Consider the following 15659-nt stretch of genomic DNA (forward strand, 5'->3'; position numbering starts at 1 on the left):
AATCATATTTTTGTTTTTTTTGGTTGCATAAGTTCTTGGCAGCAATCTGTTTGCGCATAAACTGCCATTAATTAATCAAAAGAGAAATTAATAAGGGCGGTGCTCCAACACCGTCCTTTTTTCTTCCTATTTTGAGATGATTACCTGATTTCCCTTTATCTCATATTTAAAATTATTTTCTGTTGCTTGTAAAGCATGTAAAACCTCTTCGATACTTTCGTTTGTAATGGTTGCCGTAAAACGGTATTTTTCTATGGCAGGGTCGGTAAATTTGATCTCTACGTTGTACCATTTTTCCAGAACATTTTTGATTTCATCAAAATCCTGGTCATAAATCTCGATCCTGTTTTGCGTCCAGGCGGTTTCTACAATGGTGCTGTCTTTTATTTTTGTGTAATGGTTAATGGTGATTTCTGGCAATGGGGCTGTAGGTTTAACCAGCTTACTTTCTTGCTTTGGGGCTATGTTTTTATAAAAAGTAACCTTCTGACTTGGTTTTAAAGTAATAATTCCGCCATTGCCGTTTACGGTCTCCATGGTAATTAAACCACGGATCAACGTCGCCTCAGAAGTAGCTTCATCTGAATAGGCTTTTACGTTAAAGGCGGTACCCAATACATTGATATTAAAATCTGCGGTATGCACTTTAAAAGGTTTATTCTTATTGTGTGCAACATCAAAAAAAGCCTCACCCGTTAATGTTACTTCTCTACATTGATCGTTAAAACCTTTGCCTATCGATAAAGTACTTTTGGCGTTCAACAGCACCGATGTGCCATCCTGAAGCCGGATTTTTTTACGCTCACCACTTTTAGTGGTAAAAATATTCACTTGTACTCCACCCTTTTTACCTTCGTAACTGGTGTAGGTATTATAAACGAGCACCGAGCCAATTGCCAGAACTATTGCTGCTGCAATTTTAATCCATAAATAGCGGTTTAGTTTAACCACTTTTTCTTCAGGAAACATACTTTCCTTAAAACTTTCTGCCTGTTTATTTAACGGGCGTTTATTCCCGCTTAATATCACGTACAGCTTTTTTGCTTCTGTTATTACTTCAGCCTGTTCCGGATGGGCATTAATGTACTTTTCCCAATATCCAATGCATAGTTTGTCTGTTCCAGCGCAATATTGCTGGAAAGTGCTATCAACAAGAAAGTCTTCTGCATTGAATTTACTTCTATCAACCATTCTTTTTGCCTTTTATATATCAGTGCCCAAAAACTTTACTTTTTCCTAAGGAAATTTTAACTTTTTTTTAACATGACCGAATATGTGCCCTGAAATGATCTATAAGGAGGAAATTTAATTTGCAGGATTTCAATTTTGAAAGTACAAAGGGTTGTATTTTCTTAGATTTGAAATAATATTTATATTTTTTTGGAAAGCATGGGCAGAAGCCCTTCGGCAAGGATAGTCCTGCCATTCGCTTTATCCCGACTTTACGTCTGGGATGCCCGCTACTGTCAGGTTTAGGTGGCACAGGCTGTTATACTATGGGGGGTGCAGGGTGCAGAACGGTTAAACCGCCAAGAACCACATCCCCCTTATTCCTAAACCCCTGCCTGCAGCAGGCAGGCAATCCTAAAGCGCATGTTAGTAGCGATCGTTGTAAGATTGCTTCCTCGGCTGAAAAAGCCTCCTCGCATCCGATAGCTATCGGATGACGATATTATGAGGAGATTTATTTCCTTAAATTTCCATGTTATATTGATTTTATAAAATAAATTATCCCTCAGGATGACACCAAATTATGCCGCTGCTATCGTTAACGCGGAGGCAAGGTGTTCCTTCCGATGCTTAAAAAGTTTAACCTGCTGTACCAACGACATTCGTTAGGCATTGATCGCAATTTGCAGGAGCAGCCGTTGTTAAATAAACCTGACAGAGCGGGTAGCCCACAGTGAAGCGTAGCGGAACGAGGACTACAAGCGATGGCAGGACTACAGCACCAATGAAAAACAGACCGCTGATTTTCAGACAAAAACAAATATTAAGATTAAAGCGTAACCTGCAAGGACTCTTCCTTTAGATTTCCAAATTTTTTCTACCTCACGTCCCTGCTAAACTTCGGAAATGATTTATGCATTAAATTCTTTTCTCAGGATTTTAAGCGCATCGTAAATGGTATTATAAGCTGTTTTTATCGTTTGGTTGCTCTGCTCAGCAATCTGTTCGTAACTTAATCCATCAAAAAACTTTAAATGAATTAACTGTTTCTGACGGAAGGTTAGTTTTTCCAAGGCATTTTTAAGCTGATGCTGCACCAATTCATCACTCTGCACTTTAACAATAAACTCTTCATAACTCATTTCCATCCAATCGCCATCGGCCCCGGCGTTAAAAAGCGCATCGTTAATTTTGCGTTTTCTTTCTAAAATACGGAGCAGTTTGCGTTTAAGAAAAGTACGGAGATAGGCTTCTACGTTATCAACACGGTTCAGACTTTCATGTTTATCCCAAATGGTGGTAAAAACAAGATCCGTAGCTTCGCTGGCGGTATCGGCATCGGCACAAACCCTGATCCCAAAATTTACCAATGGATAATAGAGCGCCGCATAGAGATCAAAAAACGCATCTTTATCGCCAGTCCGTAATCGTTCCCATAATAAGTGATGCGCTAATTTGTTATCCATTAAATTGTTAGTTGTTATCACAATATTAACTAAAAACAACAAGATTATTACGTACAGATTTTGATCAATGCAATTTTCTATTCCTATTTGCATAAAAAAATCCATCACTGTAACTTTTTTTCGAAACAGTATACTTATCAGCCAAAAATTAGATTTTGAAAAAGACAGACTTAGAAATAGCGTTCGAGATAAAATTAAAAGACTATAAACTTTTGATTTATAAAGTTTGCCGGATATATGCAAACAATCACGACGATATTCAGGATTTATATCAGGACATTATTATCCAGCTTTGGAAATCATACCCCAAATTTAGGGGCGAGGCTAAATTTAGCACCTGGTTATACCGCATTGCCATTAATACTGCGCTCACGAATTTCCGCAAACAGAAACGTAACATCCAAACCAGTGATGTAGAACTTCAAAGTATTCAGCTTCCTTATGAAGAGGATATTGGTCTTAAAGAAGAGCAGCACCAACAGATGTATACTGCTATACAACAGTTAAATGATGTGGAGAAATCGATCGTGATGCTGTACCTGGAAGATAAATCATACGATGAAATGGAAGAAATTTTAGGCATTAGCAATGCAACCCTCAGGGTAAAAATGAACCGCATTAAAGACAAATTAAGAACCTTTACCAACAATAAATAACATGGAACTAGATCACTTTAAAAATAGCTGGAACATTGTTTCAGTAGATATAACACGCAATGAGTTCGACATTATATTGGCAACAAAAAAAGAGATGGAATCTCCACTAGCCGGACTTAAAAAGGCTTCGAAAAAACAAACAGTTGTATTACCCGTTCTTTTTGCGTTTTTAATGGTAATGACTACTGTTGTGCCAGAAATGAAAAATCATCCGCTTATCTGGATGGCGTTAATTCTATTGCCCCTAATCACCATTTATTATTATTTCAATATCAGACTGATCAACAAGCTTGAAAATAATGAGGGCTCCGTTAAAAATGACATTCAAAGAAAGGTAAAACAGTTGATCAACAACAACAAACTCTACCTTAACCTTACAAGAGCAGCAATTTTGATACTTGTTGTAATTACTGAATTATTGATCCAAGACAACCATATGGGTTTAATACCTGAAATAGAAAGTATTAAATCGATTATGCTGCCATTGCGCCTATTGATTTATGCCGGTGTAATGGGCGTACATTATGTGTTGAGCAAATATACTTTTAACCTGTATTTTGGCCGGTACCTAAAACGGTTAAAAGAATTATTGGCAGAAATGGAATAAACTGGCTTAATTTAGACCTCGCAGGTTTTCAAACGGCGCAGCCTTCAATGAGGCCGTTAAAAAACATATGAACTAAGAATTACCTGCGAGGTCTTTAAATTAATTATTTTAAAGCTGTTTTACTAAAAATGTGATATTCTCCGGGCGCTAATGTTCTGGTATAAACATTCGACGAAAGACTAATACTGCTTCCAACGGCATCAATCCAGTTACCTGATGACCCAAAATCAATATTGGCCGTTTGACTTACCACATCAAAATTACCTACCACCACAACAGTATTGGCACCTTCTGCTAATTTGATGTATTTGATTCCTCCAGCCAGGTTATAAGTTGAGTTAGTCGAATTAAAAATGCTGTTGTTCTTTTTCAATCGGATAAATTTGGCGTAAGCATCATACAAAGCCTTACGGTTTGGGTCGGCATAATAATCCCATTTAATTGGTTTTTCTCCGGTTCTTCCGTTAAAATCAATGTTGATGTCGTAACCCAATTCTCCAAACTGCCACACCATTTTTGGTCCAGGGATACTGAACAAGAATGCAGCTGCCAATTCTTCTCTTTTTAAAGAAGTGGTCAAATTTCCTTTAATTACATAACTACCTGAAGCATTTCCATAAGTAATATTTTTATAATTTAACCGCTCTTCATCGTGACTTTCGCCATAACCAACCAAATTTTCCGATTTAGCAAAACCATGATTGGCATAAAAACCCCATTGAAAGTTAGAATTATCCAACCAGCCCATAGTGGCCTCATTCATGTTATAATTCATATTGTTCCATAACATCATGCCATCATCGGCCAAAACTTTCTCTTCCGATTCTTCTGCAAAATGCTCTAAAATCACATAAAAATTATGGGCATCTACACTTTTGATAAATGCATTATAATCTTTCCAAATGGCAATGCGGCTGGCATCGTATAACCTGAACTGCGCATCATCTGTTGATTGCTTCTGTGTAAATCCTTTCGAAAGGTCGAAACGGAAGCCATCTATCTTATATTGCTGCATCCAAAACTTCATTACATCTTTTGAGAATTTTTTGGTCGCCGGGCTTTCATGGTTAAAATCGTAACCCACATTAAATGGATGTTTGGCATCAACATTAAACCATGGGCTCGAAGTGGTGGGTTTAGCGCCATCAAAATACAATTGCACCATTGGCGATTGTCCGAAAGAATGATTCAATACCATATCCATAATTACAGCAATACCACGACCATGGCATTCATCGATAAAATTTTGTAGCGCGGTTTTGGTACCGTAGTATTTATCTGGGGCAAAATAAAATGATGGGTTATAACCCCAGCTTAAATTGCCCTCGAATTCGTTTACTGGCATTAACTCAATTGCATTAATTCCCAAACCGATTAAATAATCTAGTTTGGCCAATGATGAGGCATAATTGTGATCGGTGGTAAAATCGCGGACCAGCAATTCGTAAATTACCAGGTTGTTTTTATCCGGGCGTGTAAAGCTGGCATTTTTCCAGGTATAAGTTGGTTGATTGGCCTGCATTATACTTACAATACCAGTGGTTTTGCCTGTAGGATAAGCTTTTAAATTCGGGTAAGTTGCAGCAGCTATGTATTTATCGTTATCAGGATCGAGTATTTTCTCACAATAAGGATCCGCCACTTTTAAGTTCCCATCCACATCAAACTGATAGGCATATTCTGTATTCGGATTTAAATTATCAATCTGAACCCACCAATAATTTCCATCAGTTGTATTTTTCATCGGTGCCGTAGTGGTAGACCAGTTGTTAAATTCACCGATTAGCGAAACTGATTTTTTGCCTGGGGCGTAAAGAGTGACAATAGCCGATGTGCCATTATTGATAAATACCACTCCATCTTTGGCTCCTGCAGGTAGATCGGCTTTTTGATTGGTAGGTACGGGATCTATACCAGCATCAGTTGCTGCTTTTTTACATGCGCTATTAAATGCAGTTACCAATAGCAACAGATAGATGATTTTTTTTGCTTGATTCGTTTCGTGCAGACACGAAGCGAGGCGGTAAATTATTTTTCTCATTTGATTAGGGATTTTTATTTTGATCAATAGGCACCTTATTTCGTGCCTCCACGAATCATTTATCTATACTCAATACTCCTCGGTCTGTGTCCTCACAGACCGAAATGATGTTAGTGGTTTGTAGGGACACAAACCACGGATGGCATATTTATACAGATCTATTTTCTTCTACTCCCAGTTTCGAGGCTAAGACCTCATCCGTTTTTTTGGGTTCGCGGATAAATACATAACAGATTATTGCGGCCAGGATCATTAATCCACCACCCAATTGAACGGCTAAAAGTCTATCATTGTTTAATACATTACGCATGAGCCAGCCAAAGCCCAGTGAGGCGATAATTTCGGGCAACACGATAAAGAAGTTAAAAATGCCCATGTAGATTCCAATTTTATCTTTGGGTAAAGATCCACTCAACATAGCATAAGGCATAGAAAGAATGCTGGCCCAGGCAATGCCAACCCCTGTCATACACAAGTACAGCATATTTTTATCGTGTACCCAGGCCACACTGATTAAACCGATTGCGCCACAGATTAAACAAAGTGCATGCGTGGTTTTACGGCCCAATGCATCAGCAATTTTGGGCAGTACCAGTGCAAAAAGAAAAGTGATTACACTATAATAGGCAAGGGTTAAACTTCCAAAATCGGCTCCATGTGCATACACCGGATCGGCTGCATCTTTACCCCCAAAAACATTAACTGCAACAGCCGTCGTATAATAAAACCACATTAAAAACAAACCAGGCCAGGTAAAAAACTGAACCAAAGAAACAATCTGCATCCTTTTTGGCATATTTCTTAAAGCATGAAAAATTTCTCTTGCTCCCCCACCAAAACCTTTGTTGCTTTCTTTTACTTTTTGTTTGAAATCTACATCCTGAGGCGGATATTCTTTTGTGGTAAAAACGGTCCATAATACGGCAGCGAAAAAGAAAAATGCACCGATATAAAAAGAGAACTTTACATTTTCAGGAATATTGCCCTTTTCGGCGGTATTGGTTAAATGGAATACATTATTCATAATCCATGGTAATGCCGAAGCTACACTCCCACCTAAACCGATCATCATACTTTGCATAATGAAACCGCGGTTCACCTGACTATCAGGCAGTTTATCGGTAACAAAAGCTCGGAAAGGCTCCATGGCAATGTTTCCAAAAACATCTAAAACCCACAATAAGCCCGCAGCCATCCACAATACACTGCTATGCGGCATAAAGATTAAGGCAATACTGCTTACAATGGCACCGATCATAAAATAAGGCCTTCTTCTGCCCCATTTTGGGTGCCAGGTACGGTCGCTCAGATAACCAATAATCGGTTGCACCAAAAGCCCGGTTAAAGGAGCCGCTAAAAACAACAATGGAACCTGATCAGGATTGGCACCCAGGTTTTCGTAAATACGCCCCATGTTTGCCCGTTGTAAATCCCAACCGAACTGGATCCCGAAAAAACCAACACTCATGTTAATAATCTGAACTAGTGTTAATTTAGGGTTCTCGAATACTGTTTTTAAGGTCATTTTGCTTCGTTTAAGCGCTTAGCGCAGGGCGCATGGCGTTACATTTTGGTTATAAATAATGTTCAATCGCTAACCGCGTGACGCTTAACGCATCGCTAATGGTTAAAATTCTATTACCTGCGCACTTACTGGTGCAAGGCTTACGGGTATACTGGTTCCTGCCGGGATATTTAATTTTCGATCTGTTAACAGATCTGTAACCGGAGATGAATGTTTAACTTTTAAAATCTGATCGGGAATTTCGATGTTGGCTGTTAAGCTTTGTGTCCGATCAAAATTAGCTACGATTAACAAACGCTGTTTCCCTGAATAGCGGATAAAGGCATACATGCGGTTATTCATATTACCGGTAACAGGTACCTCATAAATTTCGCCATTTATTACGGCATCGCTTGTTGAGGTAACTTTTAACAATTGTTTGTAGTATGCTCTTAGGTTTTGTTGTGCTGCACTTAATTTATGGCCATCAAACAAACCTCCGTTCATCCAATCCTGGTGACTGGGAACACCCCAGTAATCGAATATTGTGGTGCGGTTATCATCTCCACCAAAACCTTCTTGTCCTTTTCCAGGTTCGCCAACTTCCTGTCCAAAATAAAGCATCACCGGACCCGAACCTAATGTTGCCGAAACAACCATTGCAGGCAAAGCGAGTTCGGCTTTCCCTGCAAATCCTGCCGATGCAATGCGTTCTTCATCGTGATTTTCTAAAAAGCGCAACATATGTTTGCCAAAACCAGCACTTTCTACCTGCCACACATGTTTAATTGCGGCTACATCTGCAGTTGGTTCATTTCTGATCAGTTTTTTGAGTCCATCATATAAACCCACTTTATCGTATAGATAATCGAATTTACCTTCCTCCAGGTATTTTTTGTACACTTTCGGATTGTAGGCTTCCCCTAAGAAAATCAAATCAGGATTAACTTTTTTAATCTGCGGAATTACCCAGTTCCAAAAGGCAATCGGTACCATTTCGGCCATATCGCATCTAAAACCGTCGACTCCTTTATTGGTCCAATAGGTCAAAATATCACGCATTTTCAACCAGACAGGTGGAATAGGGTCGAAATATTGTTTTTCGCCATTCTGATAATCTACACCATAATTTAACTTAATGGTTTCGTACCAGTCGTCGTATTTAGGCTGTGCAGAAAATACGTTATTACCAGTTGCCTTTGCAGGGTTTTCATCAAACTTACCATCCTGCAAAACAGAAATCGGCGTTTGTTGAGCTCCTCCTGTTGGCACTAAAAATGGTTGACCAGGTGTATAATAAAAATCGTTGGTGGTGCTAAAAGCTTTGGTTATATCATCCTGCACACCAAAGTCGGTTACTCCATTTGGCTTTGCATAGGAATGGTAACTTCTGGCCACATGATTGGGTACAAAATCAATCAGCACCTTCAGGTTTTTAGCATGTGTTCTTTTTACCAATGCGTCAAATTCCTGCATCCTGTTTTTAACATCAACAGCCAAATCTGGATCAACATCATAATAATCGCGGATGGCATAAGGCGAACCAGCCCGGCCTTTTACCACATCGGCATCATCAACCTTGATTCCATAAGCGGAATAATCTGTTAAGCTTGCGTGCGCCAATGCACCAGTAAACCAAACATAGTTTACATGGAGCTCCTTTATACCATCTAAAGCTTTGTCGGTAATATCATTAAACTTGCCCGAACCATTTTGTTCGATGGTTCCGTAAGGGGTATTTGTGGTATTTTTATTCCCGAACAAACGGGGCAATAACTGGTAAATAACGATCTGTTTATCGTTCATTTTTGTACGCTTTTTTTGTGCAAATGATGATAGTGAGAGTATGGTAAAGGTAAGAAAAAGTGTTATAGTCCAGCCCCTACCCTTCCGATGTAAAATCGGAATAGAACCTATAGAGGGGGACAAAAACAGGGCCGACAAGATACTTCCAGATACGGAAGAACAATCTTTAGACCCTCCGCCTTCAACCTTTAAACCTTCTACCTTTCTCATACTAACGCTGCGTGATCAACTTCAATTTCGGCATTTCCGGCCAATTTATACATCTGGTTTCTGATACCGATTTCTAAATCAATGTCTGCATGGTTTTTAATGCTGATGCCGTTTTCGGTAATATTTATTTTTAAGGTTGCACCTCTAAAGCCAATGGTAAACGAAAATGATTTCCATTGGCCTGGCAGGAAAGGATTAAACTGCAATTTACCATCACGCACGCGCATTCCGGCAAAACCTTCTACCACGCTCATCCAGGTACCTGCCATCGATGTGATGTGTAAGCCATCTTCTGTATCGTTATTGTAATCGTCGAGATCTAAACGGGCGGTACGCAGATAAAATTCGTAAGCACGTGCTTCGTCATTTAATTTTGCAGCTAAAATACTGTGTACGCAAGGCGATAATGAACTTTCGTGTACGGTACGCGGTTCGTAGAAATCGAAATTGCGTTTCAAAGTACCCAGATCATAATCTTCTTCAAAGAAATATAATCCCTGTAAAACATCGGCTTGTTTGATGAAACATGAACGTAAAATCCTGTCCCAGCTCCATTTCTGGTTAATCGGTCTGTCGCTTGCGGGAAGATCCTTCACCAAAGTTTGTTCTTTATCTAAATAACCATCCTGTTGTAAGAAAATACCCAGTTTTTCATCCTGTGGATAGTACATCTTTTCGATAATATCTCCCCAGTCTGCAAATTCATTCTGATCGAAATTCAAACTTTTTAGCAGACTGTTGTATTTTTCAGGTTGCTGTTTTTTTACGATTCCGGCAGCTTCAGTAGCATATTTCATGCACCAGGTAGCCAAAATATTGGTATACCAGTTGTTGTTTACGTTGTTTTCGTATTCGTTTGGGCCGGTTACGCCAAGCATTACATATTGCTGTTTATCATTGCTCCAGTTCACACGTTGTTTCCAGAAACGGGCAATGCCGATGAGCACTTCCAAACCAAAATCTGATAAGTAGCTTTCATCGCCAGTATAGCGGATGTAATTAAAAATGGCAAAAGCAATGGCACCGTTACGGTGGATTTCTTCAAAAGTAATTTCCCATTCGTTATGGCACTCTTCACCATTCATGGTCACCATTGGATACAATGCAGCACCATCTTTGAAACCTAATTTAGCCGCATTTTCTATTGCTTTGCCCAATTGTTTATGGCGATATATCAATAGGTTTTTACTTACCTCCTGTGGCGCTGTGGCCAGATAAAAAGGTACGCAATAAGCTTCGGTATCCCAATAGGTAGAGCCTCCGTATTTTTCGCCGGTAAATCCTTTCGGACCAATATTCAATCGGTCATCTTTACCGGTATAGGTTTGAAAAAGCTGGAAAATATTAAAACGGATAGCCTGCTGAGCAGAAATATCTCCCTCAATAATGATATCACTTTCTTCCCACTTGGTGGCCCAGGCTTCAGTTTGTTCTTTTAACAGCAGATCAAAACCTTTGGCAGATGCTTTGGCAATTACGGATTTCGTTTCTTTTAAAAGTGACTCTTTCGCATAATTTTGGGAAGATAAATTTGCCGCGATTTTAATCAGGGTGATTTCTTCATTTGCTTTAACATCAAGAGAAATAGTTTGTCCTACAAATTTTTCCTTACGTACAGCCTGTGGATTGATTTCTAATTTCTCCGCATTTTTATATAATTCAACATTACTTCCCGTACAAACTTCAAATTCTGTTTTCTTTGTCCTTAGTTTAATATAGGCTTCGGTTCCAGAAACTTCATCAGCTACTTTATCCCAGAATTTTTCGTCGTAGTTACTGTCCTGATTTTTAACATCACCATCAATAAAAGGCATCAATGTTAATTTACCATCGAAATTTAATGGTGTAATGTTATAACGAATGGCACCCACCTCATCATCGGCAATGCTACAAAAACGCGTAGATTTAATTTTTACGGTTTTGCCACTTTTTAATTTTGCGGTAAAAGTACGCTCTAAATATCCGGCATGCATATTCAGTACACGTTTGAAATCGCTTACTTCTGCTGTTGCCAGATCAAGAATTTCATCATCGATTTTTACTTCAATACCAATCCAGTTTGCTGCATTTAACACTTTGGCAAAATATTCAGGATAACCGTTTTTCCACCATCCCACACGGGTTTTATCTGGATAATAAACACCTGCAACATAGTTTCCTTGTAAAGTTTCACCGGTATAGGTTTCTTCAAAATTTGCACGCTGCCCCATACGGCCATTACCCAGGCTGAAAATACTTTCGGAAATTTTATTTAAATGTGGATCAAAGCCTTCTTCGATAATGTTCCACTCATCTGCTTTAATGTAATTTTTCATAATTAGTATTGAGTAGTGAGATATGAGATTTGAGATGATACCCCCTAAACCTTAAACCCTACACCTTAAACCTATAAATTCTCTAAATCTCTAACTGTTAATTTATCTAATCCGCTTACTACCACATCGGCTTGGGTGAGTACGCTTTTTTCGCCAATACCGATAGCTTTCATTCCGCCTCTTTTTGCAGCTTCTACACCGGCAACGGCATCTTCAAAAACCACACATTCATCGGGTTTAAAGCCTAAAAGTTCGGCTCCTTTTAAAAATACTTCCGGATCTGGTTTCGATTTGGTCACCATATTTCCATCTACAATTTCATCGAAGAAATGGGAAAGATTTGTTTTTTCTAAAATGATACCCGAATTTTTACTCGCCGATCCCAATGCCAGTTTATAACCTGCTTTATGTATTTCTGTTAGAAAATCAACCGTTCCCGGCAAAACTTCTGCAGGTGTCATTTTAGTAATCATATCTACATACCAGCTATTTTTTAAAGTAGCCAGTTCTTCTTTTTCAGCATCAGTTTTTTCTACACCACCCCAAGTCAAAATCTTATTTAAACTTTCTACTCTGCTCACCCCTTTTAACTGTTCGTTCTGCTCTTCGGTAAAATCGAAACCCATGGTATTGGCCAATCGTTTCCAAGCTTTGTAGTGATAAACCGCAGTATCTACCAGTACGCCATCTAAGTCAAAAAGACAGGCCTTTATTGAGGTTGAAGGTTGAAGGTTGAAGGCGGAAGGCTCGGAATAAGTATTATCTTGCATCTTTCTTGTATTTTTTAGTATCAGGTAGTGAGTATTTAGTAATCAAGTTTTTAGTATCGAGTAGTGAGTATCAAGTATTGAGATATATGTTAAGTATCTTATATCCTTTTACTTTTTATCTTAGCTCAAGCACTAATGTGGTCTTAGCTGGTATTTTAATATTATTAAAAGCCATGTTTTCACCGGTAATTACATTTTTTGCTGTTGTAATTCCTTTTGTTCTTTCGGCGAAACGATCGGTATTTAATGTTTTTTCTTTTTCTGTATTGTTTACAATAACCATTACAGTGCCTTTTGGTTCTACATTGTAGCGGAAATAAACATAAATATCATCTTGCGGCACAAACTGCATCAACTTGCCTGTTTGTAAAGCTGCGCTGTTTTTGCGGAAATTCGCCAATGTTTTCACAAAGGTGAAAGCTTCATTTTCTTTGTTTGTACGGCCATCGGCTGTGAATTTGTCTTTTTTGTCGCCTTCCCATCCACCTGGAAAATCAGAACGGATCAGGCCATCTGGATTAGAAAAATTCTTCATCAGGATTTCGGTTCCATAATACATTTCCGGAATGCCGCGCATGGTTAGTAAGATGCCCATACCCATTTTATATTTGTCAAAATCTTCGCCAACCATCGAATAGAAACGGCTCATATCATGGTTATCTAAAAAGATGCAATTGGTATTGGGGTTTTTATAGAGAAAATCGTGTGCTAAGGTTGCATATAAGCGGTTAATGCCATCTACCCAGCCATTCTTGCCATTTATGCCTTCGTAAATGGCATCTTTTAAAGTGGCATCGGTAATACCCTGAAGGTGTGTATCAAAACCGCGGTTAACTGTATTGCCACCAGTAAAAAAAGCCTGATTGGCCACAGCGGTTACCAATGTTTCGCCAAATACAGATAAATGGGGAAATTCTGCCTGAACTTTCAGCGCCCAATCTGCCATGTAAGCCGGGTCGTTATAACCGTAAGTATCTAAACGCAAACCATCAATGCCTGCATATTCGATCCACCAGATGTGGTTCTGTGTTAAATAATTCTGTACATAAGGATTGGTTTGGTTTAAATCCGGCATTGAAGGCACAAACCAGCCATCCAACATCTGTTTGCGATCTGCTGCTGAGGCATGTACATCCATCACGGTTTGATCGCGGTAACTGGTCTGTGTATATTTTGGCCATTGGTTTAACCAGCTTTTCATTGGCAAATCCTTATAAAACCAATGTTGTGTGCCAATGTGGTTGTGTACAATATCTTTAATTACTTTTAATCCTTTGGCATGCGCAGTCTCTACATATTTTTTGTAAAGTGCATTTGTACCGTAACGGGAATCAATTTTATAGTGATCGGTTACCGCATAACCATGGTATGAAGCATGCGGCATATCATTTTCTACTTCCGGAGTCATCCAAACGGTAGTTACCCCTAAATCTTTCAGGTAATCAAGGTGGTTCAATACCCCTTGTATATCGCCGCCATGACGGTAGTACATGCTGTCGCGGTTTAATGCAGTTTCAGTTAAACCCTGTACCACATCATTGCTTTTATCGCCGTTCGAAAAACGATCGGGCATGAGTAAGTATATAAAATCTTTGTTGGTTACACCCTGAATCCTGCCCGCGCTTTTATCGCGGTTTTTCAATTCGTAAGTGTAAGTGAATATTTTTTTGCCTTTAACCGCAAAGTTAATCGGGAATTTTCCGGCTTTGGCTGTTGGCGCAATTGTTAAGTCGAGGAACAGGTAGTTAGGATTTTCAACTTTATTCACCTTAACGAGTTTAACGCCCTGGTAAGTTAAAGTAACAGTTGCATTGGCAATGTGATCACCATGCACCAATAATTGTAATTTAGGATTGTGCATCCCTGCAAACCAGAACATCGGCTCTACACGCTCCAGCTTTTGGGCAAAGAGATTGTTTGTGAGCAGAACAACAAGCAGTGTAAAAATGGTTGTTGTCCTCTTAAAAAAGGTAGTAGCAGTATGATTATGAATTGAAAATGAATAATTTGAAGCGGTATGGAATCTGTTCATGCTAAAACTTTGAAGATTTAAAAAGCCCTGCAGTATACTACTGCAGGGCAAATAATAAGGAATTAGTTTTTAACCATTGTAGCTTTTTTGGCGGCTACATCTAAAGTGATGGTATAATTTCCGGCAACGGCTACACTAATATTATCGCCATTGTTAGCCAAAGCGCTTAAGCTACCTCCGAGATTAGTTCCCCAATCGTGTGCAAACCTGAACTTCATGGCACCAGTAGTTAAGGTTGTTTTAATGGTATAGAAATTAGATTTACCATCGTTAGTTACCTTCATATCGGTATCGCTACCCCAACCTCCCGGTGTTGCATCACCAATAATCGACCACTCTTTTGGTGTACCATAGGTAATGGTATTTTGATTTAAATCAACTGTAACTTGTTTAACAATTGCATCAGGAGATTTTAAGTTATCTCCGGCTGAAGAGCTGATTTTACCAGAACCTGCATCGCCATAAGCTACGTCCCATTTTTTTGCAGGCGTAATTTTAAACTCCAGGTTTCCGGCTGTAAAAGCAATCATACCCGTATAAACGCCATTACTTGATAGTGAAATTAAACTATCAGCAGTAGCTGGGTCCCATCCCTGGTAAGCTCCGGGAGCATAAATCCAGGCTGAAGCCAAGTAAGGAGTTGCCGATAATGTGATTACGTTCGAATAAGTTAAATCGTTAACGGCTGCACCTGATTTTAAACGGACTTCTAATTGTGCAGGTTTATCCACTACTCCACCTAGCGCCAGAATAATATTGTTAATATCTGTAATAGTTGGTGCATAAGTTTTGCTGGTTACCACAAACTCTCTAACCAGAGAGAAATTAGTTCCTTTTAAACCAAACTGTATTGTACTTGTAACCGGAACAACATAACCCGAAGAAGTTGCCAAAGGATAACTTAATGTTAATGCTGGAAGCGCTCCATTAGCTTGCACTAAACTTAATGCAGTTGTGGATGCAGTAAGTGTTCCTGCTGGTGTAATGTTAGAAACCGTTTGGGTTTCATCTTTTTTACATGACCATAGTGACAGTGCTATAAAGCAGATTGCTAAGGATTTTAAAAATATTGATTTCATCTT

General features: G+C 39.0%; 11 protein-coding genes. 2 read left to right on the forward strand and 9 right to left on the reverse strand.

What is annotated here, in order from left to right:
• Positions 1-126: 126 nt before the first annotated feature.
• Together R2S57_RS11765 and R2S57_RS11770 are read right to left on the reverse strand one after the other, a co-directional pair.
• Positions 127-1191 carry a FecR family protein gene (locus R2S57_RS11765; protein WP_316845145.1) on the reverse strand — a complete coding sequence of 355 codons (1065 nt, stop codon included), beginning with the start codon at positions 1189-1191 and terminating at the stop codon, positions 127-129.
• 890 nt (positions 1192-2081) lie between these two features.
• Positions 2082-2636: an RNA polymerase sigma factor gene (locus R2S57_RS11770; RefSeq protein WP_316845146.1), complete on the reverse strand. Its 555-nt coding sequence runs from the start codon at positions 2634-2636 to the stop codon at positions 2082-2084.
• Positions 2637-2791: 155 nt separating this feature from the next.
• On the opposite strand from R2S57_RS11770, the gene R2S57_RS11775 reads away from it, so the two are divergent.
• Together R2S57_RS11775 and R2S57_RS11780 are read left to right on the forward strand one after the other, a co-directional pair.
• Positions 2792-3292: an RNA polymerase sigma factor gene (locus R2S57_RS11775; RefSeq protein ID WP_316845147.1), complete on the forward strand. Its 501-nt coding sequence runs from the start codon at positions 2792-2794 to the stop codon at positions 3290-3292.
• Position 3293: 1 nt separating this feature from the next.
• A complete protein-coding gene (locus tag R2S57_RS11780) occupies positions 3294-3899 on the forward strand; it encodes a hypothetical protein (protein ID WP_316845148.1) in 606 nt (201 codons plus the stop codon).
• 103 nt (positions 3900-4002) lie between these two features.
• Here R2S57_RS11780 and R2S57_RS11785 read toward each other — a convergent pair whose 3' ends face one another.
• The 7 genes from R2S57_RS11785 to R2S57_RS11815 form a co-directional block, all read right to left on the reverse strand.
• Positions 4003-5940 (reverse strand): alpha-amylase family glycosyl hydrolase, encoded by a 1938-nt coding sequence (locus R2S57_RS11785; protein WP_316845149.1) that lies wholly within the window; start codon positions 5938-5940, stop codon positions 4003-4005.
• Positions 5941-6088: 148 nt separating this feature from the next.
• Positions 6089-7465, reverse strand: coding sequence for an MFS transporter (locus R2S57_RS11790; protein WP_316845150.1), 1377 nt, complete (start codon positions 7463-7465; stop codon positions 6089-6091).
• A 102-nt stretch (positions 7466-7567) separates the two neighbouring features.
• Complete coding sequence (locus R2S57_RS11795) at positions 7568-9460, reverse strand: alpha-amylase family protein (RefSeq protein WP_316845151.1); 1893 nt, start codon at positions 9458-9460, stop codon at positions 7568-7570.
• Entirely contained in the window at positions 9457-11775 is a 2319-nt protein-coding gene (locus tag R2S57_RS11800; RefSeq protein WP_316845152.1) for a glycoside hydrolase family 65 protein, read from the reverse strand. The genes R2S57_RS11795 and R2S57_RS11800 overlap by 4 nt, the downstream gene beginning before the upstream one ends.
• Positions 11776-11846: 71 nt before the next feature.
• Positions 11847-12545: a beta-phosphoglucomutase gene (pgmB, locus tag R2S57_RS11805; RefSeq protein WP_316845153.1), complete on the reverse strand. Its 699-nt coding sequence runs from the start codon at positions 12543-12545 to the stop codon at positions 11847-11849.
• 115 nt (positions 12546-12660) lie between these two features.
• Entirely contained in the window at positions 12661-14577 is a 1917-nt protein-coding gene (locus R2S57_RS11810) for a glycoside hydrolase family 13 protein (RefSeq protein WP_316845154.1), read from the reverse strand.
• Positions 14578-14639: 62 nt separating this feature from the next.
• The gene (locus tag R2S57_RS11815; RefSeq protein WP_316845155.1) at positions 14640-15656 is read right to left on the reverse strand and encodes a SusF/SusE family outer membrane protein; all 1017 of its coding nucleotides are present in this window, start codon (positions 15654-15656) and stop codon (positions 14640-14642) included.
• Positions 15657-15659 lie beyond the last annotated feature (3 nt).

Source organism: Pedobacter psychrodurus (assembly GCF_032678585.1).
Classification (GTDB): Bacteria; Bacteroidota; Bacteroidia; order Sphingobacteriales; family Sphingobacteriaceae; genus Pedobacter; species Pedobacter psychrodurus_A.